At 60.9% G+C, this 26207-nt stretch carries 24 protein-coding genes, 4 tRNA genes and 1 pseudogene; 10 read left to right on the top strand and 19 right to left on the bottom strand.

The window, feature by feature from the left end; translation table 11 throughout:
* Nucleotides 1-129: 129 nt before the first annotated feature.
* The 6 genes and pseudogenes from CAG02_RS26870 to CAG02_RS30340 all read left to right on the top strand — a co-directional run bounded on the left by CAG02_RS26870 (nucleotide 130) and on the right by CAG02_RS30340 (nucleotide 2320).
* A tRNA-Asn gene (locus tag CAG02_RS26870) sits at nucleotides 130-205 on the top strand.
* A gap of 9 nt (nucleotides 206-214) precedes the next feature.
* Nucleotides 215-291: transfer RNA gene (locus CAG02_RS26865), tRNA-Pro, on the top strand.
* Nucleotides 292-296: 5 nt separating this feature from the next.
* Nucleotides 297-372, top strand: a tRNA-Lys gene (locus CAG02_RS26860).
* Between the two features lie 97 nt (nucleotides 373-469).
* A tRNA-Pro gene (locus tag CAG02_RS26855) sits at nucleotides 470-546 on the top strand.
* 148 nt (nucleotides 547-694) lie between these two features.
* A pseudogene (locus CAG02_RS30345) lies at nucleotides 695-1465 on the top strand (MCP four helix bundle domain-containing protein); the annotation flags it as partial.
* Nucleotides 1457-2320 carry a methyl-accepting chemotaxis protein gene (locus CAG02_RS30340; RefSeq protein ID WP_371856520.1) on the top strand — a complete coding sequence of 288 codons (864 nt, stop codon included), beginning with the start codon at nucleotides 1457-1459 and terminating at the stop codon, nucleotides 2318-2320. The pseudogene CAG02_RS30345 and the gene CAG02_RS30340, both read left to right, overlap by 9 nt.
* A gap of 86 nt (nucleotides 2321-2406) precedes the next feature.
* Here CAG02_RS30340 and CAG02_RS26845 read toward each other — a convergent pair whose 3' ends face one another.
* The 4 genes from CAG02_RS26845 to CAG02_RS26830 form a co-directional block, all read right to left on the bottom strand.
* The gene (locus CAG02_RS26845; RefSeq protein ID WP_085712170.1) at nucleotides 2407-2814 is read right to left on the bottom strand and encodes a hypothetical protein; all 408 of its coding nucleotides are present in this window, start codon (nucleotides 2812-2814) and stop codon (nucleotides 2407-2409) included.
* Between the two features lie 213 nt (nucleotides 2815-3027).
* Nucleotides 3028-4326 (bottom strand): NAD(P)/FAD-dependent oxidoreductase, encoded by a 1299-nt coding sequence (locus CAG02_RS26840; RefSeq protein WP_085712169.1) that lies wholly within the window; start codon nucleotides 4324-4326, stop codon nucleotides 3028-3030.
* Nucleotides 4327-4392: 66 nt separating this feature from the next.
* The gene (locus CAG02_RS26835; protein ID WP_065261571.1) at nucleotides 4393-4566 is read right to left on the bottom strand and encodes a DUF3094 domain-containing protein; all 174 of its coding nucleotides are present in this window, start codon (nucleotides 4564-4566) and stop codon (nucleotides 4393-4395) included.
* Nucleotides 4567-4710: 144 nt separating this feature from the next.
* Nucleotides 4711-5337, bottom strand: a complete 627-nt coding sequence (locus CAG02_RS26830; protein ID WP_065261573.1) for a DUF1780 domain-containing protein — start codon at nucleotides 5335-5337, stop codon at nucleotides 4711-4713.
* A gap of 133 nt (nucleotides 5338-5470) precedes the next feature.
* Between CAG02_RS26830 and CAG02_RS26825 the strand changes: the two genes are divergently transcribed.
* Together CAG02_RS26825 and CAG02_RS26820 are read left to right on the top strand one after the other, a co-directional pair.
* On the top strand, nucleotides 5471-6160 hold the full coding sequence (locus tag CAG02_RS26825) for an energy-coupling factor ABC transporter permease (RefSeq protein ID WP_085712168.1): 690 nt from the start codon (nucleotides 5471-5473) through the stop codon (nucleotides 6158-6160).
* Nucleotides 6161-6225: 65 nt separating this feature from the next.
* On the top strand, nucleotides 6226-6441 hold the full coding sequence (locus CAG02_RS26820; protein WP_007959584.1) for a hypothetical protein: 216 nt from the start codon (nucleotides 6226-6228) through the stop codon (nucleotides 6439-6441).
* Between the two features lie 6 nt (nucleotides 6442-6447).
* Here the strand turns inward: CAG02_RS26820 and yacG are convergent, their stop codons facing one another.
* The 5 genes from yacG to pilB are packed head-to-tail and all read right to left on the bottom strand — an operon-like array spanning nucleotide 6448 to nucleotide 11059.
* Nucleotides 6448-6648 carry a DNA gyrase inhibitor YacG gene (gene yacG / locus CAG02_RS26815; RefSeq protein WP_085712167.1) on the bottom strand — a complete coding sequence of 67 codons (201 nt, stop codon included), beginning with the start codon at nucleotides 6646-6648 and terminating at the stop codon, nucleotides 6448-6450.
* On the bottom strand, nucleotides 6645-7268 hold the full coding sequence (gene coaE / locus CAG02_RS26810) for a dephospho-CoA kinase (RefSeq protein WP_085712166.1): 624 nt from the start codon (nucleotides 7266-7268) through the stop codon (nucleotides 6645-6647). The genes yacG and coaE overlap by 4 nt, the downstream gene beginning before the upstream one ends.
* Entirely contained in the window at nucleotides 7265-8137 is an 873-nt protein-coding gene (locus CAG02_RS26805) for an A24 family peptidase (protein ID WP_085712165.1), read from the bottom strand. The genes coaE and CAG02_RS26805 overlap by 4 nt, the downstream gene beginning before the upstream one ends.
* Nucleotide 8138: 1 nt before the next feature.
* On the bottom strand, nucleotides 8139-9356 hold the full coding sequence (locus tag CAG02_RS26800) for a type II secretion system F family protein (protein ID WP_085712164.1): 1218 nt from the start codon (nucleotides 9354-9356) through the stop codon (nucleotides 8139-8141).
* Between the two features lie 2 nt (nucleotides 9357-9358).
* Complete coding sequence (pilB, locus tag CAG02_RS26795; RefSeq protein WP_085712163.1) at nucleotides 9359-11059, bottom strand: type IV-A pilus assembly ATPase PilB; 1701 nt, start codon at nucleotides 11057-11059, stop codon at nucleotides 9359-9361.
* A gap of 226 nt (nucleotides 11060-11285) precedes the next feature.
* Here pilB and CAG02_RS26790 point away from each other — a divergent pair, with 226 nt between their 5' ends.
* Together CAG02_RS26790 and CAG02_RS26785 are read left to right on the top strand one after the other, a co-directional pair.
* A complete protein-coding gene (locus CAG02_RS26790; protein WP_085712162.1) occupies nucleotides 11286-11729 on the top strand; it encodes a pilin in 444 nt (147 codons plus the stop codon).
* Nucleotides 11730-12028: 299 nt separating this feature from the next.
* Nucleotides 12029-12385 (top strand): BON domain-containing protein, encoded by a 357-nt coding sequence (locus tag CAG02_RS26785; RefSeq protein ID WP_065261581.1) that lies wholly within the window; start codon nucleotides 12029-12031, stop codon nucleotides 12383-12385.
* 169 nt (nucleotides 12386-12554) lie between these two features.
* On the opposite strand, the gene CAG02_RS26780 is transcribed toward CAG02_RS26785, so the two are convergent.
* From CAG02_RS26780 to CAG02_RS26735, 10 genes are all read right to left on the bottom strand, one after another.
* Complete coding sequence (locus tag CAG02_RS26780; RefSeq protein ID WP_085712161.1) at nucleotides 12555-12851, bottom strand: DUF2845 domain-containing protein; 297 nt, start codon at nucleotides 12849-12851, stop codon at nucleotides 12555-12557.
* Nucleotides 12851-15802: a DUF748 domain-containing protein gene (locus CAG02_RS26775; RefSeq protein WP_085712160.1), complete on the bottom strand. Its 2952-nt coding sequence runs from the start codon at nucleotides 15800-15802 to the stop codon at nucleotides 12851-12853. Before CAG02_RS26775 ends, CAG02_RS26780 begins: the two co-directional genes overlap by 1 nt.
* Before the next feature lie 133 nt (nucleotides 15803-15935).
* Nucleotides 15936-16952, bottom strand: coding sequence for a class I SAM-dependent rRNA methyltransferase (locus CAG02_RS26770; RefSeq protein WP_085712159.1), 1017 nt, complete (start codon nucleotides 16950-16952; stop codon nucleotides 15936-15938).
* Between the two features lie 54 nt (nucleotides 16953-17006).
* Nucleotides 17007-17876 (bottom strand): oxygenase MpaB family protein, encoded by an 870-nt coding sequence (locus tag CAG02_RS26765; RefSeq protein WP_085712158.1) that lies wholly within the window; start codon nucleotides 17874-17876, stop codon nucleotides 17007-17009.
* A gap of 51 nt (nucleotides 17877-17927) precedes the next feature.
* Nucleotides 17928-19865, bottom strand: coding sequence for an acetate--CoA ligase (gene acs / locus CAG02_RS26760; protein ID WP_085712157.1), 1938 nt, complete (start codon nucleotides 19863-19865; stop codon nucleotides 17928-17930).
* Between the two features lie 192 nt (nucleotides 19866-20057).
* Nucleotides 20058-21722, bottom strand: coding sequence for a glucose-6-phosphate isomerase (gene pgi, locus CAG02_RS26755; protein ID WP_085712156.1), 1665 nt, complete (start codon nucleotides 21720-21722; stop codon nucleotides 20058-20060).
* 357 nt (nucleotides 21723-22079) lie between these two features.
* Nucleotides 22080-22940 carry a pantoate--beta-alanine ligase gene (panC, locus tag CAG02_RS26750; RefSeq protein ID WP_085712155.1) on the bottom strand — a complete coding sequence of 287 codons (861 nt, stop codon included), beginning with the start codon at nucleotides 22938-22940 and terminating at the stop codon, nucleotides 22080-22082.
* Nucleotides 22937-23737, bottom strand: a complete 801-nt coding sequence (gene panB / locus CAG02_RS26745; RefSeq protein ID WP_085712154.1) for a 3-methyl-2-oxobutanoate hydroxymethyltransferase — start codon at nucleotides 23735-23737, stop codon at nucleotides 22937-22939. The genes panC and panB overlap by 4 nt, the downstream gene beginning before the upstream one ends.
* A gap of 380 nt (nucleotides 23738-24117) precedes the next feature.
* A complete protein-coding gene (folK, locus tag CAG02_RS26740) occupies nucleotides 24118-24603 on the bottom strand; it encodes a 2-amino-4-hydroxy-6-hydroxymethyldihydropteridine diphosphokinase (protein WP_085712153.1) in 486 nt (161 codons plus the stop codon).
* 3 nt (nucleotides 24604-24606) lie between these two features.
* Nucleotides 24607-26007 (bottom strand): polynucleotide adenylyltransferase PcnB, encoded by a 1401-nt coding sequence (locus tag CAG02_RS26735; protein ID WP_085712152.1) that lies wholly within the window; start codon nucleotides 26005-26007, stop codon nucleotides 24607-24609.
* Nucleotides 26008-26207: the final 200 nt, after the last annotated feature.

Genomic DNA, 26207 nt, shown 5'->3' with positions numbered 1-26207 from the left:
AAGCAATTTAGGGGGTTGACAGAGGTGTTCTAGGTTGTAGAATAGCGCGCCTCAGACACACGAACGCAGCGATGCGAAAACGATGTCGAGAAGCTGCAAGTTTCACCGTAGTAAATTGAAATGTGTAGTTCCGTGATAGCTCAGTCGGTAGAGCAAATGACTGTTAATCATTGGGTCCCAGGTTCGAGTCCTGGTCACGGAGCCAATTTCAAGCCGGGGTATAGCGCAGTCCGGTAGCGCGCCTGCTTTGGGAGCAGGATGTCAGGAGTTCGAATCCCCTTACCCCGACCATTTTTGGGTCGTTAGCTCAGTTGGTAGAGCAGTTGGCTTTTAACCAATTGGTCGTAGGTTCGAATCCCACACGACCCACCATTTTTGAAACCAGTTAACGCTGGGATCGAATCTTAAGATCAGAGGCCAAAAGCGCTGATCGAAGAAGGCGATCTTTGAAAGGTCGCCTTTTTTTTACCGGGGTATAGCGCAGTCCGGTAGCGCGCCTGCTTTGGGAGCAGGATGTCAGGAGTTCGAATCCCCTTACCCCGACCATATTAAAAATCCTCGTATCGAAAGATACGGGGATTTTTTTTGCCCTTCGCTCAAGTCATCGTACAACTTGCCGATAGCCCGCTAACGAAAGGGGCCTGCCATCGATCGCCCCTTGAATCCGGCCAATACAAGAAAAAGGGCGTTCGTCATGTTGCTTCGTCAGTTGAATATTGCTCCCCGTGCCGCCTTGGGCTTCGCCCTGATCGCGGTGCTGGTGGCGCTGCTTGGCGTGTTTGCCCTGGGGCAGATGTCGAGCATCCGCGAGAGCGAGGTCGCGGTGGAGAACCAGTGGCTGCCGAGCATTCGTGGCGGCGACGAGATTCGCGAGATCATGCTGCGCATCCGCACCATTTCCCTGCGCATGGCGCTGGATCCTGATCCGAACAACGTTGCGACTTACCGCAGCCAGATGGACACCCGCGACAAGGAGCTGAGCGAGAAGATCGCCGCTTACGACCGACTGGTGACTACTCCGGAAGGCCAGCAGTTGTACGATCAGTTCAAGAAAACCTTCGCGGCCTACCGCGCCGGCATCGCGCAATCGTTCGTCCTTGCCCAGCAAGGCAAACGCGACGAGCTGACCAAGCTGCTGCTGGTCGACATGAAAACCGTGGTCGACGGCTCCGGCAAGCAACTCAATGACCTGGCGGATCTGTTCGCCAAGCAGGTTGCGGCAGAAAGCAGCAACTCCGCCGCCCATTACGAAACCTCGCGCACCATCGTCAGCCTGTTCATCGCACTGGCAGCGTTGGCGACCGTGGCTCTGGCGATGTTGCTCACCCGCAGTATCGTTCGCCCGTTGAGCACCGCCGTCAGCGCCGCAGAAAGTGTTGCGAAAGGGGATTTGACTCGACCGATCGAGACCCAGGGCAACGACGAAGTCAGCCGTTTGCTCAAGGCGCTGGCGACCATGCAACAGAACCTGCGCGAAACCCTGCAAGGCATCAACGGTTCTGCCACGCAACTGGCGACTGCCGCCGATGAGCTCAATGCCGTCACGCTCGACAGCACCCAGGGCCTGCAACAACAGAACAACGAAATCGAACAGGCCGCCACCGCCGTCAACGAGATGACCACGGCGGTCGAAGAAGTCGCACGCAATGCGGTGTCGACTTCCGACGCGACGCGCCAGTCCAGCGAATCGGCGCATCTGGGGCAAGAGCGGGTCAGTGAAACCGCCAGCGCTATCAACGCCCTGGCCAGCGACGTGCAGCACACCGGCGAACTGGTGCAATCACTGGCCAATCAGTCGCAAGACATCGGCAAGGTGCTGGACGTGATTCGCGCGATTGCCGAACAGACCAACCTGCTGGCGCTCAATGCTGCCATCGAAGCGGCGCGGGCCGGGGAGAGCGGACGCGGGTTTGCCGTGGTCGCCGACGAAGTCCGGGCGCTGGCCTATCGCACGCAGCAATCGACCCAGGAAATCGAGCAGATGGTGCAGGGCATGCGCAACGGTTCGAGCCTGGCGTTGGAGTCGATGCAGGCCAGTGCTTCGCGTGCGACCACCACGCTGGTGCTGGCCGAGCGAGCCGGCGAGGCGCTGCAAACCATCACCGCGTCGGTGCATGAGATCCATGAACGCAACCTGGTGATCGCCAGCGCCGCCGAAGAGCAGGCGCAAGTGGCGCGGGAAGTGGACCGCAATCTGGTGAACATTCGCGACCTGTCGGTGCGCTCGGCGGCCGGCGCCGATCAGACCAGCGCTTCCAGCCATGAGCTGTCGAAACTCGCCAATGCATTGCAGGGCATGGTGCGGCGCTTCCAGCTGTAATCCCGGCAGACATAAAAAAGCCGCGCTTCTCGTGAGAGACAGCGCGGCTTTTTTGTCGGGGCTGTTTTGCCGGGACGGACTGAATATCAGGCACCGTCACGCTCTTTCAGGTGTTCGAACAGGCCTTTGGGCATTTTCTTGCCGTTGGCTTCGTAGTTGGCTTTGACGTTGTCGTAAGCCTCTTGCTCGTCGATGAAGCCATCGTGGTTGGTGTCGATCTTGTCGAAGTCGGAGTGCGGCGCGACCTTCAGGAATTCGGCGCGGGAGACTTTGCCATCACCATCGGTGTCGGTTTTGGCCATCGACGCGTCGCCGCATTTGCCTTCACCGCATTTGCCTTCCGGGGTTTTCACCGAGGTCTCGGCCGAGGCGACCATGTAGCCCTGGGCCAGCGGTTGTGCGGCGAACACCGAGCCGGACAGCATCAGGCCGCCGGCCAGTACGGCACCGACCAGGCCAAGGGAGGTGTTGCCAATTTTCGAAGTGCGGGTCATTTCATTCTCCTTCGGTTGCGCTGCGCAACCACACGTTAAGGGCGATCAGCCGGAGCAGTTGTGCTCGGGTGTGGCCATTAAGCGGTGGCGGTGTATCGCGTCTGTGTCGAGGAGCGGGGGCGTTTGTAAGCGAAGGTGGGGAAAGCGGGGGCAGATACAGTAAAAGACAAAACGCTGTGGGAGCGAGCAGGCCCACCCCCACAGCGTTTTACATCAGTGCAGCTTCAGGCGTGGCTCGGTGCCGCGTCCGATCTTGCTGCCCAGCATCAGCATGGCGGTGCGGAACGGGCCGTACAGCGCCATCTGGTGCATGCGGTACAACGAAACGTAGAACATCCGCGCCAGCCAGCCTTCGAGCATCACGGTGCCGGTCAGGTTGCCCATCAAGTTACCCACAGCCGAAAAACGCGACAGCGAAATCAGCGAGCCGTAGTCGGTGTACTTGTATTCCGGCAGGGTCTTGCCTTCGATCCGCAGTTTCAGCGACTTGGCCAGCAGCGACGCCTGCTGGTGCGCAGCCTGGGCCCGTGGCGGCACGTTGCGATCCGAACCCGGTTGCGGGCAGGCGGCGCAGTCGCCGAAGGCGAAAATGTTTTCGTCGCGGGTGGTCTGCAGCGTCGGCAGCACTTGCAGCTGGTTGATGCGGTTGGTTTCCAGGCCATCGATGTCCTTGAGGAACCCCGGCGCACGGATCCCGGCGGCCCAGACTTTCAGGCTGGCCTTGATCTCGTTGCCATCGGCGGTGATCAGGCTGTCGGCGGTGACCTGGCTGACCGAGGCGTTGGTCATCACGTTGACCCCGAGTTTTTCCAGGGTCTTGTGCACCGGCCCGCTGATGCGTTCCGGCAGTGCCGGCAGCACCCGTGGCCCGGCTTCGATCAGGGTGATGTGCATGTTTTCCGGTTTGATCCGGTCCAGACCATAGGCCGCCAGTTCATGGGCGGCGTTGTGCAGCTCGGCCGCCAGTTCAACGCCCGTGGCGCCGGCGCCGACGATGGCCACGCTGATCTGCTGAACCACATCGGTTTGCCCGGCGTGAGCACGCAGGTAGTGATTGAGCAGTTGCTGATGGAAACGCTCGGCCTGTTTTCGGGTGTCGAGGAACAGGCAGTGCTGCGCTGCGCCCTGGGTGCCGAAATCGTTGGTGGTGCTGCCGACCGCGATCACCAGCGAGTCATACGGCACTTCCCGCGCCGGCACCAGCTCCACGCCGTTTTCGTCGTAGGTGGCGGCAAGCTGGATCTTCTTCTGCTCACGGTCGAGCCCGCTCATGCGCCCCAGCTGGAACTCGAAGTGGTTCCATTTGGCCTGGGCGACATAGTTGAGTTCGTCTTCGGAAGAGTTCAGCGATCCGGCGGCCACTTCGTGCAACAGCGGTTTCCAGATGTGCGTCAGGTTCGCGTCGACCAGCATGATGCTGGCAGTGCCGCGCTTGCCCAGAGTCTTACCCAGACGGGTAGCCAGCTCCAGACCGCCGGCGCCGCCGCCGACAATGACAATACGATGGGACATGGTGATAGCTCGCAAGGTTTTTAAAGGAAATCGTTGTCGTCGTAACCCAAGCGAGCGCGATGCAGCTCATAGCGTCAGGTAACTGATAAATCGGCTCAACAGGCCCAGACCGATGGTCGCTGCCAGCACCACCACCAGGAGCATCCACGGCCGGAATGGCCGGCGCTCGACACGGTGCTGGGACAACTGCAGGTACTCTTCGACATGCTTCTGGTCTTCGGGGTTCAGGCGGCTGGTCATATGAGGCCTCGTCAGGGATAGACGTTGCTGAATGCGCAGACGTTACAGCGGTTTGTCTGCGAGCGTTGAACGGCGCATGTCATCCGGGCGAATGATTGCGCTTTTGTAACATCCGGCCAGTGTTTGCGCCATCCTGCTTAGGGCTTACAGGCTGATCCCGACATCGAACAGAATGCTGCGACCCAGGTTGCTGCGCAGGAAGTCCGGTGCATCGGGGTGAGCGAACAAGACGCGGGCGAACGTCGGCCCGACCAGTGACAGCGAGCGCCAGCCCTGACGCAAATATTCGGTGGGTGGTGGAAAGTGGCTGTTGAGGTCGAGCACTTCGCGCTTGAGGCTGGCGAAGGCGATGATGTCCAGCTCGCCCAGGTCCATGCCGCGTTCCTTGTAGTTGTGCGCTTTCTTGCGCAGGGTCGGCGCCAGCCTGAGCAGAAATTCGTTGGCCGGAATCCGTCGTGGCTTGGCCTCGCGGCGTACCAGTTGGCTCAGGGAAAACGCACTGCGCCGACGTTGCAGCTCGTCGCGCCATTCATCATTGAGCCGACGGCCTTCATCGAGGACGAAGAACACCTCGAAGTTGGCATCGCGAAACAACACGTCCGGCGGCTCACCGGCGGGGGCGAATTCGTCGGCGCGATAGGGGATATTCAAGCCTTGCAGCAGGCGCTGGCAGACCCAACGCTCACGCTCCCATTTGCGGGCATTGGACAGGAACGCGTTGGCCTGCTCGGCCGCGATGGTCAGCAGGCGTAAATAATCTGAGTCATCCATAGGCCCAAGCTTAGCGTTCAATTGCGACAAGCAGAAAGCTTTGCATCGGCAGATTCACCCGGGTGGCGGTGTAGACTTCGACACAGGAGCGCCAATCAAGGGAGTCTGCGGTGCGAATGAAGGTGATGGGATCATGATCGGTGCAGAACTGCTGTCATCGACGAGTCTGGCCCTCGGCTGGCTGATTTACCTGCCGGTGCTGCTCTGGGCGATCTGCCGTGCGCCGTGGGTCGAATTGTTCAGCGACAGCCGTCGTCAGCACTTGCTGTTCGGCACCGTGTTTGCGCTGTTTCTGTTGTGGATGGTGCGCAGGGATTTCGATACGGGCGTGTCGTATCACTTCATCGGTATGACGGCCGTGACCTTGCTGCTCGACTGGCCGTTGGCGATTGTCGGCGGGCTGGTGGCGCAGATCGGGCTGGTTCTGCTGGGCCGCCAGGATCTGGTGGCGGTCGGGGTCAACGGCGCGTTGCTGATCCTGCTGCCGGTGCTGATCACCGAAGGGGTGGCGATTCTGGTCGAACGGGCGCAACCGCGTAATCCGTTCGTGTATATCTTCTGCTCGGGATTCTTCGCGGCGGCCTTGTCGGCGCTGTCCTGTCTGATTCTGAGCCTGACCTTGCTCTGGTACGACGGCCTGTTCGCCATGCCCGAATGGCTGGAAGACTTCATCGGTTACCTGTGGCTGCTGATTTTTCCGGAAGCGTTCATCAATGGCATGGTGATCAGCGCACTGGTGGTGTTCTGCCCGGAATGGCTGGAGACCTTCAACCGCACCCGCTACCTTTCGGCGCCCTGGAAGGACGACGATCCCAAGTCTTGATCCACATCAAATCCACCCCGCGCGCGGCATTTCATGCTCGGCCAAATCCCTTCAGGAGCAGCGGCATGAGCGTTTACGAGTGGGCGAGGCAGGAAACCCGGCAGAGTCTGGAAATGGCGCAGGAGGTGGGATTCGATCCGGGCCTGAGCCTGCGGGCCTTGCTCAGTGCGGTGGTGCAGCAGAGCAAGGCGGTGCGCAACGCCGAAGACCTGGCCGACGAGTTGCGCTTTCTGGCGGAAAACCTCGACGACGATCAGGACTACGGCTTCATGCGGCCCTGAGCGGGATCAGTGGCGCGGGTCGAAGTCGCCGGAAAACAGTTCGTCCTCGGCATCCGGGGCCACCGGAATCTTGTGTTCTTCCGACGCCCAGGCGCCGAGGTCGATCAGTTTGCAGCGGTCCGAGCAGAACGGCCGGAATTTGTTTGCGGGGGTGAATTCCACCGGGGCGCCGCAGGTCGGGCAATTAACGGTTGGGGTCTGGCTCATGACTGGCCTCCGGATAAAGTCAGGTAAAAGTGATGCAGGCGTTCGACCTCGCTGTGCAGCCAGGCGAGGTCGCGGTCGTTGACCACCACATCGTCGGCACGGCTCACGCGGTCTTCGCGGCTGGATTGGGCCTTGAGGATCGCCTGGACCTGCTGTTCGCTGGTCTGGTCACGCTGCAGGGTACGATCGATCTGCAGTTGCTGCGGCGCATCGATCACCAGGATTCGCTGGGTCATCGCGTACTGTCCGGACTCGATCAACAGCGGTGAAACCAGAATCGCGTAAGGTGATTTTGCCAGCGCCAGGTGATGGGCGATTTCCTCGGCGATCAGCGGATGCAGCAGCGCTTCGAGCCAGCGGCGTTGCTCCGGCACTTCGAAGATCAGCTTGCGTAGCGCCGCGCGATCCAGCGTGCCGTCGGCCTGCAGGACATCGGGGCCGAAGTGCTCGGCAATTTTCGCCAGCGCCGGGCGCCCCGGTTCAACCACCCAGCGTGCTGCATGATCGGCGTCCACGACGTGGATACCAAGATCGATGAAGTGCTGGGCGGCAGCGCTTTTGCCGCTGCCGATGCCGCCGGTCAGACCGAGAATCCAGGGTTTTTCCACAGGGGTATTCATTTCAAACCGACAAACTGCCAATAGAAGTCGGTTATTTGACCACCCCAGAGCAAGGCAATCCAGCCGGCAATTGCCAGATAGGGCCCGAAGGGAATTGGCGTCGAGGTTTTCCGGTCGCGCAGCTTGAGCAGAATCACCCCGAGCACGGCGCCCACCAGCGACGACAGGAGAATGGTCAGCGGCAGAATCTGCCAGCCTCCCCAGGCCCCCAGCAGTGCCAGCAGCTTGAAATCGCCGTGACCGATGCCGTCCTTGCCGGTGAGCAGTTTGAACAGCCAGAACACCGACCACAGTGCCATGTAACCGGCCACCGCGCCCCACATCGCATCGTGCAGCGAGACGAACAGCCCGAAGCTGTTGACGATCAAGCCCAGCCACAGCAGCGGCAGCACCAGCACGTCGGGCAACAGCTGATGCTCGGTGTCGATCAGGCTCATCGCCAGCAAGCCCCAGGTCAGCACGATCAGCAGGCATGCCGGCCAGCCGAAACCCAGGTGCCAGGCGATGAACGCCGAGAGCAGGCCGCAGGCCAGTTCGGTCAGTGGATAACGCTTGCTGATCGGCGCCGCGCATGACGAGCAGCGCCCGCGCAAAAACAGGTAGCTGAGCAGCGGGATGTTTTCCCACGCACGAATGCGGTGAGCGCAATGCGGGCATTGCGAGTGCGGCAACATCAGGTTGTAGACCGGCAACGGCGTTTCGACGGGCAGCCCGAGCACGTCGTGGGCCTGCTGGCGCCATTCGCGCTCGAGCATTTTCGGCAGGCGCCAGATCACCACATTGAGGAAGCTGCCGACCACCAGCCCGAGTATCAGAGCAGTGAAGACAAAGGCCAGCGGATAGAGGGCGAAGAGTTCGTCGATGGACATGTCAGATCGCTGAGCCGAGTTGGAAGATCGGCAGGTACATGGCCACGACCAGTCCGCCGACGATCACCCCGAGTACCACCATGACGAAAGGCTCCATCAGGCTGGTGAGGTTGTCGACCATGTTATCCACTTCCTCCTCGTAGAACCCGGCCACCTTGTCGAGCATGTCGTCCAGGGCGCCGGATTCTTCGCCGATGGCGGTCATCTGCACGGCCATATTCGGAAAGATTCCGCTGGTGCGCATCGCGAAATTCAACTGCATGCCGGTGGCTACGTCCTGGCGAATGCGCAGCACCGCGCGCTTGAACACCACGTTGCCGGTGGCGCCGGCGACCGAGTCCAGCGCTTCGACCAGCGGCACGCCGGCGGCAAACGTGGTCGACAGGGTCCGGGCAAAACGGGCGACGGCGGACTTGTACATCATGGTGCCTACCAGTGGCAGTTTCAGCAGCCAGGCATCGCGTCGGTCACGCAGGGACTGGGATTTCTTCAGCGCGTGGCGGGTGCCGAAAAACGCCACGATCAGCATACCCAGAATCGCCCACCACCATTGCTGCATGAACTCCGACAGACCGATGACCATCAGGGTGAACGCCGGCAGTTCGGCACCGAAGCCGGAGAACACCGACTGGAACTGCGGCACCACTTTTACCAGCAGAATGCCGGTGACGACCGCCGCTACCAGAATCACGGCGGTGGGGTAGGTCATGGCTTTCTTGATCTTGGCCTTGAGGCTTTCGCTCTTCTCCTTGTAGGTCGCCACGCGTTCGAGCAGGGTGTCGAGGGCACCGGATTGCTCGCCGGCATCCACCAGGTTGCAGTACAACTCGTCGAAGTATTGCGGCTTCTTGCGCAGGGCCGCGGCGAAGCTGTTACCGGCGGCGACTTCCTGTTTCACCTCGTCCACCAGCTTGCGCATCGCCGGGTTCTCGAAGCCTTCGCCGATGATGTCGAATGACTGCAGCAACGGTACGCCGGCCTTCATCATGGTCGCCATCTGCCGGGTGAACAGGGCGATGTCCAGCGGCTTGATGCGTTTGCCGAAGTTCAGCAACGACGCGGATTTCTTGCGCACCTTGCCTGGGTTGATGCCCTGTTTGCGCAACTGGGCCTTGATCAGCGCGGGGTTTTGCCCGCTCAGTTCGCCGCTGATCCTGCTGCCTTTCTTGTCGGTGCCTTCCCAGGCGTAGACGCTGATTTTCGCTGCCTTGACGGCCATGTTCAGTCCTTGGTGACCCGGTTGATTTCTTCAAGGCTGGTGATGCCTTGCATGGCCTTGATCAGTCCCGAAGTGCGCAGGTCGTTGAAGCCGTCCAGGCGCATCTGGCTGTCGATTTCCAGTGAGTTGCCCTCGGCCATGATCAGCCGCTGCAGTTCGGGCGTGTTCCTGACCACTTCATAGATGCCGGTGCGGCCCTTGTAGCCGCCGTTGCAGTGATCGCAACCGACGGGCTCATAGATCGTGAAACTGCCGATGCGTTCCTCGGGGAAGCCTTCCTTGAGCAGGGTTTCGCGGGGAATCTCGATGGGCTTCTTGCAGTGGCTGCACAGTTTGCGCGCCAGACGCTGGGCGATGATCAGGCTGACCGACGTGGCGATGTTGAAGCCGGGAATGCCCATGTTGTGCAAACGGGTCAGCGTTTCCGCCGCGCTGTTGGTGTGCAGCGTGGACAGTACAAGGTGACCGGTCTGTGCCGCCTTGATCGCAATCTCTGCTGTTTCGAGGTCGCGGATCTCGCCGACCATGATCACATCCGGGTCCTGACGCAGGAACGAGCGCAGCGCCTGGGCGAAATCCAGCCCCTGCTTCGGATTGACGTTGACCTGGTTGATGCCTTCCATGTTGATCTCCACCGGGTCTTCGGCGGTGGAGATGTTGATGTCGACGGTATTGAGGATGTTGAGCCCGGTGTACAGCGACACGGTCTTGCCGGAACCGGTGGGGCCGGTGACCAGAATCATGCCTTGTGGCTGCTTCAGGGCGGCCAGGTACAGCTCTTTCTGCTCCGGCTCGTAGCCGAGGGCGTCGATGCCGATCTGCGCGCTGGACGGGTCGAGAATCCGGATCACCACTTTTTCGCCCCACAGGGTCGGCAGGGTGTTGACCCGGAAGTCGATCGACTTGGTTTTCGACAGGCGCATTTTCAGACGCCCGTCCTGGGGTTTGCGCCGTTCCGAGATGTCGAGGCTGGCCATGACTTTCAAGCGTGCGGCGATGCGTCCGGCCAGTTGAATCGGCGGTTTGGCCACTTCGCGCAGGATGCCGTCGGTGCGCACCCGCACCCGGTAGTTTTTCTCGTAAGGCTCGAAGTGCAAGTCGGAAGAGCCGCTCTTGATCGCATCCAGCAGCATCTTGTGGACGAAGCGCACCACCGGCGCATCGTCGGCGTCCATTCCACCGATGGCGTCCTGTTTGCTGTCATCGACGGATTCGACGTCCAGCCCGTCGAGGTCGACATCGGCCATGTCTTCCAGACCGGAGGCGTGAGTGTCGAAGAATTTCTCGATGGCATCGGTGAGCTTGTCATCCTCTACCAGGATGGCTTCGGTGGTCAGCCCGGTGCTGAACTGAATGTCGTTGATCGCCTGGTGATTGCTTGGGTCGGAGATCCCCACGAACAGTTTGTTGCCGCGTCGCCACAGGGGCAGGGCATGGTGCTGGCGAACCAGTTTTTCGCTGACCAGGCCCTTGGGCTGGGTTTCCTTGTCCAGACAGTTGAGGTCGAGGAACGCCATGCCGAAATGCTCCGAGGCGATTTCGGCGACCTGCCAACTTTTTACCAGTTTGTTCTGTACCAGATAGCTGACCAGCGACAGACGATTGCGCTGGGCTTGCTGCCAGGCTTGTTGGGCGCTTTTTTCCGTGAGCAGTTCGGCCTGGACCAATTGCTTGGCCAGACCGCTCAGAGCGATGTCATTCATGGGAATCCCGGATGCAGACAGTTCATGACTTATAGCCTAGTCAAGTGACAGCGCCAAACCGCCTCGGTGCAGGTGACAAAAAGTGTCAGATAGTGCGGTTACAGGTTGTAGGAAACGGCATTGCCCCGATCTCTCGCCCAATCCTCGGGCTGGCGAAGCACTTGGCACGGGCTATGCTCGGTTCATCTCAGATCATGAGATTCCGACTCATGCATGGAGCGTGTCTATGAAAAAACAACAAGGTTTCACTCTGATCGAGCTGCTGATCGTCGTGGCGATCATCGGCATCCTGGCCACCATCGCACTGCCGCAATACACGAAGTATCAGGCACGGTCGAAAGTGACGGCGGGGCTGGCGGAAATCAGCGCGCTGAAAGTGCCGTTCGAGGACACCATCAATCAAGGTACTGACCCGAACAGCACGCTGGTGACCGGTTCCGCAGCTTATGTAACGACCAACTGCGGTACTGTCAGCGTGTCGGGTACGGCGAACACCGGGGCAGGCACCATCGTTTGCACCATCGCGAATGCCCCGGCGCCTGTGCTGGGCAAAACCATTACGCTGACCCGCACCGGCGGCGCCACCGGTAACGTGGCCGGTGTCTGGAGCTGTGCTTCGACAGTCAACCCTGACTACGCCCCCAAAGGTTGCCCTGGCAGCGGTACTTGATTGCTTGATCCCTGCTCATCAAATGCCCCGCTTTGCGGGGCATTTTCTTTTGCGCGGTGCTTCACAAAAAGCTTCAATCTTTTCAGCGTGTTAGGAACTTTCCAAAAAGCCGCAAGTTGCATGTAGATAATTCAGGGGTCATGCAATTTGCATGATTCCGAGAATTTTATATTTTTATAACTTATTGATTTATAAGGAATTATTGTATTTTCAAAAGTTGGCACAGCGTTCGCAATATCTCCGGTAACCCTGCTGACAAGACACGCAGCAGACTTTCCAGAAAAACAGGAGTTACTCGTATGAAGAAGTTCGCTATCACTGCCGCTGCTGCTACCGCGCTGACCCTGACCATGGCCACCGGCGCATTCGCACAATCCACCCAGGCGACCCAGGCTCCAATGACTCTGGCTGCCGGTGAAATGACCAAGGCGAAAGAAGCCACTTCCGACACCTGGATTACCACCAAAGTCAAAAGCGACCTGGTGACCGAAAAAGGCATTCCAGGCACTGACATCAAAGTAGAAACCAACAAAGGCGTCGTGTCTCTGTCCTCCACTGTTGCAGTGACAGAAGCACAGAAAAAAATGGCCGTAGACATCACCAAGAAAATCAAAGGCGTCAAAGCGGTCTCCGCTGACGGCCTGAAAGCCGAGTAAGGCAAGACTTCTCGCCTGGACCGGGAGAAGACGCGACAGGCGGGCCGAGCAATACGTCTGCCGCCCCTTTAGAGTTCATGCGAACGGCCACACGGAATGTGGCCATTACAGGCCCCGACATTCGTGTCGGGGCCTGTTCTATTTCAGGGGCTGGAAAAGTGCAGAGAAGTCAGTCGCCGCGCTTGCTGTTGATCTGCCGCAGGCGATTGCCTTCGAAGCGCAGGTATTGATACATGCCGTTGCTCGGGCCGTAGGTCCATTCCTCGACCTGAAACTCTTCACGGCGATTGGCGCTGCGCTTGTAGCCCAGCACGTCGCGGCTGACCGGTTCACCGCATTTCTGCAGTACCTCGCTGGCGCGATCACCGAGGCTGACCAACTGGCTGCCACAGCGCAGGGTGTCGGATGCCGAAGCCTGGCTGGCGACGAGCGCCAGCGCCATTGCGGCCAGCCACTGACTGTTCATCACTCGGCGTCCAGATGCATTTGTGTCACCACGCGGCCGTCGCTTTCCGCTTCGCCAAGATTGGCGTCGATGAAGTACACGCGGTCGTCGGCCAACTGGCCCTTGTCCACCAGGTAATCCTTGATGCTGCTGGCACGGTCCTGTCCGAGCTGACGCAACAGCACATCGCTGGAACTCCAGAACTTGATCACGTCGGCGCGCATTTTCGCCGTGCGTTCTTCCTTGCCCAGATCTTTCCATTCAGCAGGCGGCTGGGTTTTCAGACGGGTGCGATAGATACCTTCGAGCAGCGGACCTTTTTCGTTGTCCGGTACCTGGATCAGCGAAGCCTGAGCCGGCACCTTGTCGCCCCGGCGCTGGAGCATCTTGTAGTAGTTGTACTGGTATTCGCGTTCCAGACGCTGCTCGGCAAGCAACGGGCCGTCGCTGCTTTGTGCGGCGGTGCCTTCGATTTCCAGACGCAGGGCCGGACGCTCTTTCAAGGCCTGGGACAATTTGACCAGCGCCGCTTCGGCATCCTTGTTCAGTTCGCTGGAGCCCGGTGCGAAGGACACGGTGCCCAGATCTTCCGATCCGCCACCGCTGACCAGACCGCCAATCAGCTTGAACGGTGCGGCGGCGGCTTTGACGATCAGGTTGCGCAGGGTCTGCCAGACAATCGGCATCACGCTGAATTGCGGGTTGTTGAGGTCGCCGGTGACCGGCAGCTCGATGGAAATTTTGCCGTCCACGTCCTTGAGCAGCGCAATCGCCAGTTTCAGCGGCAGGCTCACGGCATCCGGGCTGTCGACCTTCTCGCCCAGTTGCAGTTGCTCGACCACCACTTTGTTCTCGGCCTTGAGCTGGCCCTTGGTGATCAGGTAGTGCAGGTCGAGATTGAGCCGGCCCTTGCGGATCCGGTAACCGGCGAACTTGCCGGAGTAGGGGGTCAGGGTGGTCAGCTCGACCCGTTTGAAACTGGTGGCGATGTCGAGGCTGGCCATCGGGTCGAACGGGTTGACCGCGCCTTTGATGGTCACCGGCGCATAACGATCGACCTTGCCCTTGACGTCGACGCTGGCCGGTTTCGCCTGACGACTGTCGATGGTGCCGATCTGCCCGTTGAGCTGCTGGATCGCGGTGGCGAAGTTTGGCGTCAGGCTGAAGTCGGCGAAGTTGGCCGAGCCGTCATTGATCACGATGCCGCCGATGTGAATGCCCAGCGGTTTCGAGTTGCCGGCGGGTTTGGCCGCTGTGGTTTTCGCCCCGGAGTCCGCAGGCTGCGGGATCAGCAAATCATCGATGTTGGTGGTGCGGTCATCGTTGATCATGAAGCGCGCATACGGCTGGAACAGGTTGATCCTGTCGATCGACAGGCTGTCACCATGCTGATAATTCAGGCCTTCGACCACCACCTGCTGCCACTTGAGGAAGTCGCGGGTCTTCAGGGTGTCGAGGGTGTGCAACTGATCGACCTGAGCGCGACCGGTGACACTGAGTGCCAGCGGCTCGGTGCTTTTCAGGTTCACTTTCAGGTCACTGCCGAGCATGCCGCTGCGCAGTTCCAGACGAATGAACGGGTTGATGTAGGACTGGGCGACGCGCAGGTCGATGTCCTGGGTCTTCACGTTGAGCTGGGCGGTCACAGGCGCCAGGTTGACCACGCCGTCGGCGTTGATCTTGCCTTGCTTGCCCAGGCCAGCGTCGAGTTTGACGTTGAAGGGTGAGCCGTTGAGGCTGTCGAAATTCTGCAGATCGACGTTCAGCGGCGTGACATCCAGCGTGACTTCGGGCTTCGCCGAGCGGTCCGCCAGATGCACCTTGTAGTCACGCAGTTGCACGTCCTTGAGCAGCACTTGCCATGGCTTGCCCGGCGCGGTCGGTTCCGTTTTCGGCGAGTCGGCGGCGGCCGGAGTGCTTTTCGGTTCAGCCGCTGCTTTGGCGGCAGGTTTGGACGGCTGGCTGGCGAACAGTTTCTGCCAGTCCAGTTGCCCGTCCGCTTCGAGGGCGGCCCAGGTTTCGAGCTTCTGGCTGCGGATCTTGCCGACCACCACTTGTTGCTTGGCCAGGTCCACGGTGGTTTCGCTGACGTCCAGGCGGTCGAGTTTTGCCAGCGGACGTCCGTCCGGTGCCTTGATTGCAAACGGCGCGACGCTGACCGCCACGTTGCTCAACAGCAGTTCGGTTTCCTTGGACAGATTGAGCTTGTAATCGGTGCTGAGGCTGACCACGCCGTTTTCCAGCACCAGCGGTACGGCGTCGCGCACGTAGGGCCAGAACGCTTTCATCTGGCCATCGGTGACCTTGAGCGTGCCTTCGGAGGCAATCGGGATCAGGCTGAAGTTGCCTTTCCAGTCGATCTGCCCACCGGCCGGGCCGATGGCGACCAGGGTCATGTCGGCGTTGTCTTCAGGCAAGGTGCTGAGGTTGTTCAGTTCGAAATCGAGTTTGTCGTAGAGGAACTCGATCGGCTCGCTCGGGCGTGCATCCTCGAAATGCACGTTGCCACCGGCCAGTTTGATCCGGTCGATACGCAGCGGAAACGGCTTGGCATTCGGATCGGCCGGCGTCGGTTCGCTGGCCGGCAGGTTGAACAGCCCGAGCAGATTGAGTTTGCCGTCCTTGGCGAACAGGATTTCGGTCTTCGGTTTGTCCAGTTCGATGTCGGACAGGTGCAGGGCTTTTGTCCACAGGCTGTCGAGTTGCAGGTTGGCGTACAGGCGTTCGAAACCGACCTGTTCCTTGCCCGGCTCGCCGATGACCAGACCCCACAGTGTGACTTCAAGGCTGAACGGATTGAGTTCGATACGCTGGATGTGCGCGGGCACCGTGGCGTAGTTGGCCAGTTGCTGGTTGGCTACGCGCAGCGCGATGCCCGGCAGAATCAGAAACCCCAGCAGGCTGTAGAGGGCCAGAGCAGTCAACAGGGCGCCAATTGCGCGAATCAATCCTTTGGGCATGTGCGGCTTCATCTGTCTGAATCGGAGTGCCTTGGAGTATGGCACGCGATTCCGGTTCCGAAGTACATCGCGCGAGACAGGATTGTTCAGATTTGTCTGCAATGTCTGTAGGAGCTGCCGAAGGCGGCTCCTGCCGGGGGAAATTTCAGAGCTGGAGAATCAGGGTCTTGAGCGGCGGTTGCCCGTCCAGTGAAGGGAAATCCCGGCCCGGGGTCATCACGCTCCATTCGCGCACCGGGCGCCCGGCTTTCTCGGCGCAGCGCAGCACCTGTTCGCGCCAGTCGTCCATGCTGACTTTTGCCAGATTGTTGCAGCAGATCAGCACGCCATTTTCGGCGGTGGTCAGCAGGGCTGGCTTGAGCAGGCTCTGATAATCGCGCAGCAGGTCGACGGTGCCGAACGCACTTTTGGCCCACGCCGGTGGGTCGAGCAGCACCAGATCGTATTGGCGTTGTTCGAGGCGCTGATAGCTCGGCAGTTTCTGCCCGCGACGCTGGCTGATCGGCAGACCGGCCAGTTGGCGGATCGCCGGGAAGTAGTCGGACTGGATGAATTCCATGGTCGGCAGTTGCGGATTGAGCAAACCGTTCTCGCGCCCGACTGCCAGGTTGCCTTCGGCGAAGTCCAGGTTGCACACCTCGCGTGCACCGCCGGCGGCCGCGCTGAGGCCGACGCCGCAGGTGTAGGCGAACAGGTTGAGCACGCTTTTGCCCTTGGCGTGATCCTTGACCCAGCCGCGGGTGTTGCGCAGGTCGAGGAACAGCAGCGGATCCTGGCCGGCATGGCGTCCGCGCACGCGGTAGTTCAGGCCCCACTCGTGGCCGACCAGATCGACCAGCGCTGCGTCGTCGGCGCGGTACACGTTGTCTTCGCGGTCGATGCGCGAGTTGCCACGGGAGCGGTCGTTGTAGACCAGCAAGGTTTGCAAGCCCAGCGTTTCGTTCACCGTGGCGTGCAGTTGCAGCAGGTCGGCGAGTTCCAGCGTCTGGTGGAAACTCTGCACCATCAGCTGCGGGCCGTAGCGGTCAACGGTCAGGCCGCCGGCGCCTTCCTGACTGCCGTGGAACAGGCGATAGCAGTCGGTGCCCTGGCGGTGCAGCTCGGCGAGCAAATCCTGGCGTTGATCGAGGGCGGCGCGCAGCGCCTGATTCAGGGAAGACATGCTTGCGCCTTGCTGGAGGGAATCGGGGCGCGGGAGTTTAGCAGCTACTGAGCTTCAGCTCAGCCCCATCCGCCGTTGGGCCCGTTGCACCGAACCATTGCGCATCGCCCAGCGCAGCATCGGTGCGCTGCGTTTGACGCTGGCGCGGATCAGCTGACGTTGCAAGGGATTCTGCCGGGCATCGAGCATGTCGCTGGCCCAGTCCGGCAGCAGGTCGATGCCGGCCTTCATCATCAGGTCGCCAAACGGCCGCGCCAGCACGCTGGGCGCCGGGGCATCAAGCAACAGGCGCAGGACTTCGCGGCTACGATCGTCGCACACCAGCTGCGGGCGCATGCGTTGCAGGTAATCGGCCACGGCCTGGCGCGACTTAGGCACATCGCGGGCACCCAGGCGTTCAGCGACCACGGCGATTTCTGCGTAGTAACGGTCCTGATCCTTCGGTGACAACAGCGGGTTGCGGTAACGCAAATGGGCGGCGAGAAAATTGCTGACTTCCGCCACATGTACCCAGGTCAGCAGATCCGGATCACTGGCCGCATAGGGCCGGCCATCCGGCGCGGTGCCGACGACTTGCAGGTGAATGGTGCGGACTTTCTCGATCAGCCATTCGGCGTCCCGTTTGGAGCCGAACGTAGTGCCGGAGACAAACTGGCTGGTTCGGCGCAGGCGACCGAGCATGTCCTGGCGGAAGTTCGAGTGATCCCAGACGCCGGCCAGTGCCAGTGGGTGCAGGGCTTGCAGCAACAAGGCACTGATGCCGCCGATCAACATACTGGTGAAGTCGCCGTGCACTTGCCAACTGATCGAGTCCGGGCCGAAGAGGCCGGGATCGCCCTTGGGGTTTTCCAGATCGAGCTGTCCGAGGGACAGACCGGTCAGGCTCATGAGCTGGTTTTCGATACGGCTGCGAATGAATTCCATGGCAACTCAGTGGTGAAGGGCGGCGCGGCCCGGTTGACCGCGCCTGTGATTCTACTGGTTAAGGCGCTTGTCGATCAGCCCCTGCACCACGCTCGGGTCAGCCAGGGTCGAAGTATCACCAAGGCTGTCGAGCTCGTTGCAGGCGATCTTGCGCAGGATCCGCCGCATGATCTTGCCCGAACGGGTTTTCGGCAGGGCCGGGGCCCACTGGATCAGGTCCGGTTTGGCGAAGCTGCCGATCTCCTTGCTGACGTGGGCCAGCAATTCCTTCTTCAGTTCGTCGTTGGGTTCGGCGCCGTTCATGGGCGTGACGAAGGCATAGATGCCCTGGCCTTTGACGTCGTGGGGGTAACCGACCACGGCGGCTTCGGCGATGCTGTCGTGCAGCACCAGGGCGCTTTCGACTTCTGCGGTGCCGATGCGGTGGCCGGAAACATTGATCACGTCATCGATGCGCCCGGTGATCCAGTAATCGCCGTCCTCGTCGCGGCGGGCGCCGTCGCCGGTGAAGTAGTAGCCGGGGTACGGCTTGAAGTAGGTGTCGACCATGCGCTGCGGATCACCGTAGACGCTGCGGATCTGCGCCGGCCAGCTCGACTTGATCGCCAGCACGCCGCTGCCGGCGCCCTTGATTTCCTTGCCGTGTTCGTCGAGCAGCACCGGTTGCACGCCGAACATCGGCTGGGTGGCACAGCCCGGTTTGATCCGCTGGGCGCTGACCAGCGGGCTGAGCATGATGCCGCCGGTCTCGGTTTGCCACCAGGTATCGACAATCGGGCAGCGCTGTTCGCCGACCACGTTGAAATACCATTCCCACGCTTCCGGGTTGATCGGCTCACCGACGCTGCCGAGCAATCTGAGGCTTTCACGGGATGTTTCCTGCAAGGGGCCGGCGCCTTCACGCATCAGTGCGCGCAGTGCGGTCGGCGCGGTGTAGAAGATGTTGACCTTGTGTTTGTCGATCACCTGCCAGAACCGCGACGTGCTCGGGTAGCTCGGTACGCCTTCGAAGATCAGGGTGGTCGCGCCGTTGGCCAGCGGGCCGTAGACGATGTAGCTGTGGCCAGTGACCCAGCCGACGTCGGCGGTGCACCAGAACACTTCACTGTCGCGGTAATCGAGCACGTACTTGAAGGTCATCGCCGCTTGCAGCAGGTAACCGCCGGTGGTGTGCAGCACGCCTTTGGGTTTGCCGGTGCTGCCGGAGGTGTAGAGGATGAACAGCGGGTCTTCGGCGTCCATCGGTTCCGGCGGGCAATCGTCGCTGACATCGCGCACGGCCTGGTGATACCAGAGGTCACGGCCTTCGGCCCAGTCGACCTTGTTCTGGGTGTGTTCGACGACCACGACAGTGCTGACCTTGGGACAGCTTTGCAGGGCCTTGTCGACGTTCTGTTTCAACGGCACGAACTTGCCACCGCGCACGCCTTCGTCGGCGGTGATCACGGTGCGGCAATCGGCATCGAGAATGCGGTCGCGCAACGAGTCCGGGGAGAAACCGCCAAACACCACCGAATGAATCGCACCGATCCGCGCGCAGGCGAGCATGGCGTAAGCCGCCTCGGGGATCATCGGCATGTAGATGCACACCCGGTCGCCTTTCTTCACGCCGCGGCTTTTCAGCACGTTGGCCAGGCGGCAGACGTGGTGGTGGAGTTTGTTGTAGGTGATTTGCGTGGATTCGGCGGGATCGTCGCCTTCCCAGACAATGGCGGTCTGGTCACCGCGTTTCTCCAGGTGGCGATCGATGCAGTTGTAGCTGACATTCAGTTTCGCCCCGGCGAACCAGGAAGCCTCGCCGGTCTTCAGGTCATAGCGCTGGACGGTCTGCCACGGGGTGCTCCAGTCGAGGAAGCGAGTGGCCTGTTCGGCCCAGAAGGTGCTGGGGTGTTCAATGGATTCGCGGTACAGGCGATGGTAGTCGTCCTGACTCAACTGGGCTGCCCGGCGGACGGCATCGGCTTTGGGGAACGTGCTGATATCGAACATGACGGTTCCTTATTCTTGTTGTGCGGCAAGGATAAAGATGCGCCGAGAGGTCAACAGGTTCAAGTCACGTGCAAAACAACTGTGGGAGCGAGCTTGCTCGCGATAGCGGAGTTTCAGTCAACGTCGATGTTGAATGAATAACCGAAATCGCGAGCAAGCTCGCTCCCACAGGGTTACAGCAACGCGATCAAATCAGCCGCGGTGACGGCCGCGGAAGTAGTTGATCAGGCCTTGAGTGGACGCATCTTCGGCCGCGGTTTCCTCGCTGCCGACCAGGCGGTTGTAGACGCCCTTGCCCAGTTCCTTGCCCAATTCCACGCCCCACTGGTCGAAGGCGTTGATGCCCCAGACCACGCTCTGAACGAAGACTTTGTGTTCGTACATCGCCACCAGCGCGCCGAGACGCCGCGGGCTGATGCGCTCGACCACCAGGGTGTTGCTCGGACGGTTGCCCGGGATCACCTTGTGCGGTGCGAGTTTCTGCACCTGTTCTTCGCTCATGCCTTTGTCGCGCAGTTCGGCTTCGGCTTCCGGCAGGGTCTTGCCGAGCATCAGTGCCTGGCTCTGGGACAGGCAGTTGGCGTACAGCCACTGATGGTGGTCGGACACCGGGTTGAAGCTGACGATCGGCACAATGAAGTCGGCCGGAATCAGCTGGGTGCCCTGGTGCAGCAACTGGTGGTAAGCGTGCTGGCCGTTGCAGCCGACGCCGCCCCAGATCACCGGGCCGGTATCGGTCGACACCGGAGTGCCGTCCTGACGCACGCTCTTGCCGTTGGATTCCATGTCCAGCTGCTGCAAGTGCTTGGTGATGTTACGCAGGTAGTGGTCGTACGGCAGGATCGCGTGGCTTTGCGCGCCCCAGAAGTTGCCGTACCACACGCCGAGCAGGGCCAGCAGCACCGGCATGTTCTGTTCGAACGGCGCGCTCTGGAAATGCTGGTCCATGGTGTAGGCACCGGACAGCAGTTCCTTGAAGTTGGACATGCCGATGGCCAGGGCAATCGGCAGACCGATGGCCGACCACAGCGAATAACGACCGCCGACCCAGTCCCACATCGGGAAGATGTTTTCTTCGCGGATACCGAAGGCCACGGCCGCCGCGTTGTTGCTCGATACGGCGATGAAGTGACGATACAGCTCGGCTTCCGAACCGCCCTGGGCCAGGTACCAGGCACGGGCGGCCTGGGCGTTTTTCAGGGTTTCGAGGGTGTTGAACGATTTCGACGAAACGATGAACAGCGTGGTCTCGGCGCGCAGTTTTTGCGTCAGCTCGTGGAATTCGCTGCCGTCGATGTTCGCCAGGTAATGGCAACGCACGCCTTTCTGGGCGTAGGACAGCAGGGCTTCGGAGACCAGTTCCGGGCCGAGGAACGAACCACCGATACCGATGTTGACCACGTCAGTGATCGGCTTTTCGGTGTAACCGCGCCACAGGCCGTCATGGATCTTGCCGACCAGATCGGTGATCTGGTTCAACACCTTGTGTACTTCAGGCATCACGTTGACGCCATTGACCGACAGCTTGTCGCCCACCGGGCGACGCAGGGCGGTATGCAGCGCCGGGCGGCCTTCGGAGGAGTTGACGATTTCGCCGTCGAACAGCGCCTTGATCGCGCCCTTGAGATCGACTTCGTTGGCCAGACCCACCAGCAAGTTGCGGGTCTCGGCGTTGATCAGATTCTTCGAATAATCGAGAAACAGTCCGCAGCTGCTGAGGGTGAACTGAGTGAAGCGCTGCGGATCGGCGTTGAAGGCTTCGCGCATGCTGAAATCCTGCATGGCTTGGCGGTGGTCTTTCAACGCCTGCCAGGCAGGCAGAGCGGTAACGTCATGAGGAGTGCGGTAGTACGCCATCGCTGCGGTTTTCCTTTTTACTTGAACGGCCTTTTGAACACTGAAAAGACCTCCCCGCCATGTTTGGGCGAGGGGGCAACTGCGTCGACACGATTACACGGGCGCAGGGCGAATACAGTAAACCCAGCGCCGCGATCTGTCTTGGCTTCTTCTGACCTGTTACCTGTACTTTTTTAACATCGATAACGGCAGACGCCGACAGACGGCGGGTAATGCGAGCAAGTCCCTGCTTTCGCGCGCAGTGGATCGGCGGGCAGTTTGCCCGATGGTCAGGTGCCCGGCAATACGATCTGGAAGGGGATGAAAGACGAATGAGGGAGCGAACAGGCTCGCTCCCTCATTCTGCTGTTGCGGTATTCAGGCGGGGGTATCGAGGTTCATGTGCAGGTTGTCGATCAACCGGGTGGTGCCGAGGAACGCAGCAACCAGAATCACCAGATCACGATCTTCCGCCGTGGCCGGGCGCAGGGTCAGGGCGTGGCGGATTTCCAGGTAATCCGGGCGCAGGCCGGCGGCTTCCAGCTGTTGCCGCTGTGCCAGGATCAAGGCCGGGAAGTCGCGCTCGCCCTGCTTGATCGACTCGGCAATGTTGCTCAGGGCGCGGTAAACGACGGGCGCCACGGCGCGTTGTTCCTCGCTGAGGAAACCGTTGCGCGAGGACAGGGCCAGGCCATCGGCAGCACGTACGGTCGGTTCGCCGATGATCTGGATCGGCATGTTCAGGTCATGCACCAGCGCACGGATCACGGCCAGTTGCTGGTAGTCCTTCTGACCGAAGATCGCCAGGTCCGGCTGGACCATGTTGAACAGCTTGCTGACCACGGTCGCCACGCCTTCGAAGTGCCCCGGGCGGCTGGCACCGCACAGGCCTTCGGAAAGCTGTGGCACGCTGACCCGGGTCTGCCCGGCCATGCCGTCGGGGTACATTTCTTCGACGGTCGGGGCGAACAGCAGGGAGCAACCGGCTTCCAGCAGTTTTTCCTGATCCGCCGCCAGGGTGCGCGGGTATTTGTCGAGGTCTTCGCCGGCGCCGAACTGCAGCGGGTTGACGAAAATGCTCGCGACCACGAAGTCCACTCGCTGCCTGGCTTTAGTGATCAACGCGATGTGGCCGCTGTGCAGGTTGCCCATGGTCGGCACGAAGCCGATGCGCTTGCCTTCACTGCGGGCGCGCGCCACGGCAGCGCGCAGTTCACGTACGGTTTTGACGGTGTTCATGCAGAGAATCCGTGTTCGATCCCAGGGAAAGTGGCGGCTTTGACTTCGTTCACATAAGCCTTCAGTGCGGACTGGATGCTGTCCTGGCCCTGCATGAAGTTCTTCACGAATTTCGGTACGCGGCCGCTGATCGACAGGCCGAGCATGTCGTGCAGCACCAGGACCTGACCGTCGGTGTCGGTGCCGGCGCCGATGCCGATCACCGGGATTTTCACCGCCTGGGTGATTTCGGCAGCCAGTTCGCTCGGCACGCATTCCAGCAGCAGCATGGCCGCGCCGGCCTGCTCCAGGGAGATCGCGTCGGCGCGCATCTGGCGTGCCTGGTTTTCGTTGCGACCCTGCACTTTATAGCCACCGAGAATGTTCACGGCTTGCGGGGTCAGGCCCATGTGGGCGCAGACCGGTACACCGCGTTCGGCCAGCAGGCGGATCGATTCCGCCAGCCACAGCGCACCTTCGACCTTGACCATGTGCGCGCCGGCCTGCATCAGCATGGCGCTGTTGGTCATGGTTTGTTCGAGGGTGGCGTTGGCCATGAACGGCAGGTCGGCCAGGATCAGGGCGTCGGTGTTGCCGCGCTTGACGCAGGCGGTGTGGTAGGCCATTTCCGCAATGGTCACCGGCAGGGTGCTGTCGTGACCTTGCAGGACCATGCCGAGGGAGTCGCCCACCAGCAGCACTTCGACACCGGCCTCGTTGCAGGCGTGGGCGAAGGTCGCGTCATAGCAGGTCAGCATGGTGATCTTTTCACCTTTCTGCTTGAGGCTCTGGAGCGTGGTCAGGGTGATGGCTGGCATGTAAGAAATCCTCGTTCAGGCGCTTTGGAAACTACTGCGAGTAACGCGCGTGATTCGTCATCTACTCAGGCGCACGCTCTTTTGTCGTGCTTATAAGGCCTGGATTGCGCCCTTGTATGCCGGGTTGGCGGCAGCGGGACGCCTATAGTCGTGATGAGACCTCAGGAAGTCAATTGCATGTGTTACCGCATTGTTACGACGGGAGTGTTACCGGCGTTACTGATGCGATTCAGCGGGCCGGCGGGCCTGATTCGCAGGATTTTCGTCCTACAAAAAAACCTGTGGGAGCGAGCTTGCTCGCGAAAGCGGTCAGTCAGCCAATGCAAATATTGACGGTCAGATTGCCTTCGCGAGCAAGCTCGCTCCCACAGGGTGTGGTATCAGTTTGAGGTAATGCGTTCGAGGCCGACGAACGGGCAGGCTGCCAGCAGATCGTCAAGGGTGCGGCCGTCGGCCAGGCGCAGATCTTCAGGGGCCAGTTCGGCCAGGGGATAAAGTACGAAGGCGCGTTCCTGCATCTGGTAATGCGGGACTTTCAGGCGCGGTTCATCGATCAGACGGTCACCGAACAGCAGGATGTCCAGGTCCAGCGTGCGTGGGCCCCAGCGTTCCAGGCGTTCGCGACCCTGGCCGTTTTCGATGGCTTGCAGGGCATCGAGCAGTTCCAGTGGGGCGAGGGTGCTGTCGAGCGCCGCGACCGCGTTGGTGTAACGCGGCTGACCCGGCAACAGCGAGTCGCTCTGGAAAAAGGCAGAGACACCGACCAGTGCTGTACTCGGCAGTTGCGCCAATGAATCGACCGCGCTGCGCAGTTGTTCGGCCGGGTCAGCCAGGTTGCTGCCCATGCCGATGTAGATGCGTTCCATGCGTTATTCGCCCGTAGCGCTCGGTGCGCCGGCGCGTTTGCGCTTGGAACCGCTGCTGCGGCGACGCTTGCGCGGAGCACCGCTGGCACCGTCTTCCTTGCCGCTGAGGTCGCGGATCATGTCGCGGCGCTCGCTGTCGTTGGCGTCCTGATAGTCGGTCCACCATTCGCCCAGGCCATCGGTCTGCTCGCCGGCGCTTTCACGCAGCAGCAGGAAGTCGTAGCCGGCGCGGAAGCGCGGATTGTCCAGCAACAGGTCGGCGCGTTTGCCGCTGCGGCGTGGCAGGCGTTCCTGCATGTCCCAGATCTCGCGGATCGGCATGGTGAAGCGTTTTGGAATCGCGATGCGCTGGCACTGCTCGGCGATCAGCTCGTGGGCGGCTTCCTGCATCGCCGGAATCGGCGGCATGCCACGTTCCTGCAGACGCAACACGCGAGCCGGCAGGGCTGGCCACAACAGGGCGGCAAACAGGAACGCCGGGGTCACCGGTTTGTTCTGCTTGATCCGCAGGTCGGTGTTGGTCAGTGCTTCGCTGATCAGCGTGTGGGTGTATTCCGGGTTGTATTCCAGCGCATCGGCGCTGGCCGGGAACAACGGCGCGAACAGTTGCAGGTCGACCAGCATTTCGAAGGTGATGGCGCCATGGCCGGAGAGGAACAGCTTGAGCACTTCCTCGAACAGGCGGGCCGATGGAATTTCGCGCAGCATCGGTGCCAAGTCGCGGATCGGCTGGACGGTGTGCTTTTCGATGCCGAAGTTGAGCTTGGCGGCGAAACGCACGGCCCGCAGCATCCGTACCGGGTCTTCCTGGTAGCGCTGTTTCGGGTCGCCGATCAGGCGGATCAGATGATTGCGGATGTCGTGCACGCCGTTGGCGTAATCGAGGATGCGCTCGCTGACCGGATCGTAATACAGGGCGTTGATGGTGAAGTCGCGGCGTTGCGCGTCTTCTTCCAGGGTGCCGTAGACGTTGTCGCGCAGAATGCGCCCGCTTTCGTTGCGCGAGGACTGGTTGCTGTCTTCGTCGTCTTCGTTTTGCGGGTGGTTGGCGCGGAAGGTCGCGACCTCGATGATTTCGCGACCGAAATGGATGTGCACCAGCTTGAAGCGGCGGCCGATGATCCGCGCATTGCGGAATTCGGCGCGAACCTGCTCGGGGGTGGCGCTGGTGGCGACGTCGAAGTCTTTGGGCGTGATGCCCAGCAGCATGTCTCGCACGCAGCCGCCAACCAGGTAGGCCTGGTAGCCGGCGCCCTGCAGACGTTCGACGATGTTGACCGCGTATCGGCTGAATTGCGCCTTTTGCAGCGAATGTTGGCCGCTGTTGAGGACTTCAGGCGTGCTACGGATGTGTTGCGTACGACGCAGGGGAGTTCGGAATGACTGGAACAGCTTCTTCAGCATGGGATGCACTGTTTGAAGGAATGTTCGGCCATACCAGAGAATGACCGCATGATGGGCGGGGATTCTAGCATTTAGTCGAGGGATGGTGTAGGACGCTGCCGATTTGCGCTGCAGGCCGCAGGCTAGAGGGGTGAAGATGCGTCAGGAGGGGAGGTTTTTCCGGGAGGGAGAAACTACAAGGGGAGCCGAAGCTCCCCAAG

This window comes from Pseudomonas sp. R43(2017) (assembly GCF_002112345.1).
Lineage (GTDB): Bacteria > Pseudomonadota > Gammaproteobacteria > Pseudomonadales > Pseudomonadaceae > Aquipseudomonas > Aquipseudomonas kribbensis.
Note: the sequence above shows the minus strand (reverse complement) of the source record. Positions and strands in the feature narration are given on the sequence as shown.

What these genes read in the sequence shown, in the direction of transcription:
- CAG02_RS30340 (WP_371856520.1), top strand. Translation starts at nt 1,457, where the DNA reads ATGCAACAGAACCTGCGCGAAACCCTGCAAGGCATCAACGGTTCTGCC.
- CAG02_RS26845 (WP_085712170.1), bottom strand. Translation starts at nt 2,814, where the DNA reads ATGACCCGCACTTCGAAAATTGGCAACACCTCCCTTGGCCTGGTCGGT.
- CAG02_RS26840 (WP_085712169.1), bottom strand. Translation starts at nt 4,326, where the DNA reads ATGTCCCATCGTATTGTCATTGTCGGCGGCGGCGCCGGCGGTCTGGAG.
- CAG02_RS26835 (WP_065261571.1), bottom strand. Translation starts at nt 4,566, where the DNA reads ATGACCAGCCGCCTGAACCCCGAAGACCAGAAGCATGTCGAAGAGTAC.
- CAG02_RS26830 (WP_065261573.1), bottom strand. Translation starts at nt 5,337, where the DNA reads ATGGATGACTCAGATTATTTACGCCTGCTGACCATCGCGGCCGAGCAG.
- CAG02_RS26825 (WP_085712168.1), top strand. Translation starts at nt 5,471, where the DNA reads ATGATCGGTGCAGAACTGCTGTCATCGACGAGTCTGGCCCTCGGCTGG.
- CAG02_RS26820 (WP_007959584.1), top strand. Translation starts at nt 6,226, where the DNA reads ATGAGCGTTTACGAGTGGGCGAGGCAGGAAACCCGGCAGAGTCTGGAA.
- yacG (WP_085712167.1), bottom strand. Translation starts at nt 6,648, where the DNA reads ATGAGCCAGACCCCAACCGTTAATTGCCCGACCTGCGGCGCCCCGGTG.
- coaE (WP_085712166.1), bottom strand. Translation starts at nt 7,268, where the DNA reads ATGAATACCCCTGTGGAAAAACCCTGGATTCTCGGTCTGACCGGCGGC.
- CAG02_RS26805 (WP_085712165.1), bottom strand. Translation starts at nt 8,137, where the DNA reads ATGTCCATCGACGAACTCTTCGCCCTCTATCCGCTGGCCTTTGTCTTC.
- CAG02_RS26800 (WP_085712164.1), bottom strand. Translation starts at nt 9,356, where the DNA reads ATGGCCGTCAAGGCAGCGAAAATCAGCGTCTACGCCTGGGAAGGCACC.
- pilB (WP_085712163.1), bottom strand. Translation starts at nt 11,059, where the DNA reads ATGAATGACATCGCTCTGAGCGGTCTGGCCAAGCAATTGGTCCAGGCC.
- CAG02_RS26790 (WP_085712162.1), top strand. Translation starts at nt 11,286, where the DNA reads ATGAAAAAACAACAAGGTTTCACTCTGATCGAGCTGCTGATCGTCGTG.
- CAG02_RS26785 (WP_065261581.1), top strand. Translation starts at nt 12,029, where the DNA reads ATGAAGAAGTTCGCTATCACTGCCGCTGCTGCTACCGCGCTGACCCTG.
- CAG02_RS26780 (WP_085712161.1), bottom strand. Translation starts at nt 12,851, where the DNA reads ATGAACAGTCAGTGGCTGGCCGCAATGGCGCTGGCGCTCGTCGCCAGC.
- CAG02_RS26775 (WP_085712160.1), bottom strand. Translation starts at nt 15,802, where the DNA reads ATGAAGCCGCACATGCCCAAAGGATTGATTCGCGCAATTGGCGCCCTG.
- CAG02_RS26770 (WP_085712159.1), bottom strand. Translation starts at nt 16,952, where the DNA reads ATGTCTTCCCTGAATCAGGCGCTGCGCGCCGCCCTCGATCAACGCCAG.
- CAG02_RS26765 (WP_085712158.1), bottom strand. Translation starts at nt 17,876, where the DNA reads ATGGAATTCATTCGCAGCCGTATCGAAAACCAGCTCATGAGCCTGACC.
- acs (WP_085712157.1), bottom strand. Translation starts at nt 19,865, where the DNA reads ATGTTCGATATCAGCACGTTCCCCAAAGCCGATGCCGTCCGCCGGGCA.
- pgi (WP_085712156.1), bottom strand. Translation starts at nt 21,722, where the DNA reads ATGGCGTACTACCGCACTCCTCATGACGTTACCGCTCTGCCTGCCTGG.
- panC (WP_085712155.1), bottom strand. Translation starts at nt 22,940, where the DNA reads ATGAACACCGTCAAAACCGTACGTGAACTGCGCGCTGCCGTGGCGCGC.
- panB (WP_085712154.1), bottom strand. Translation starts at nt 23,737, where the DNA reads ATGCCAGCCATCACCCTGACCACGCTCCAGAGCCTCAAGCAGAAAGGT.
- folK (WP_085712153.1), bottom strand. Translation starts at nt 24,603, where the DNA reads ATGGAACGCATCTACATCGGCATGGGCAGCAACCTGGCTGACCCGGCC.
- CAG02_RS26735 (WP_085712152.1), bottom strand. Translation starts at nt 26,007, where the DNA reads ATGCTGAAGAAGCTGTTCCAGTCATTCCGAACTCCCCTGCGTCGTACG.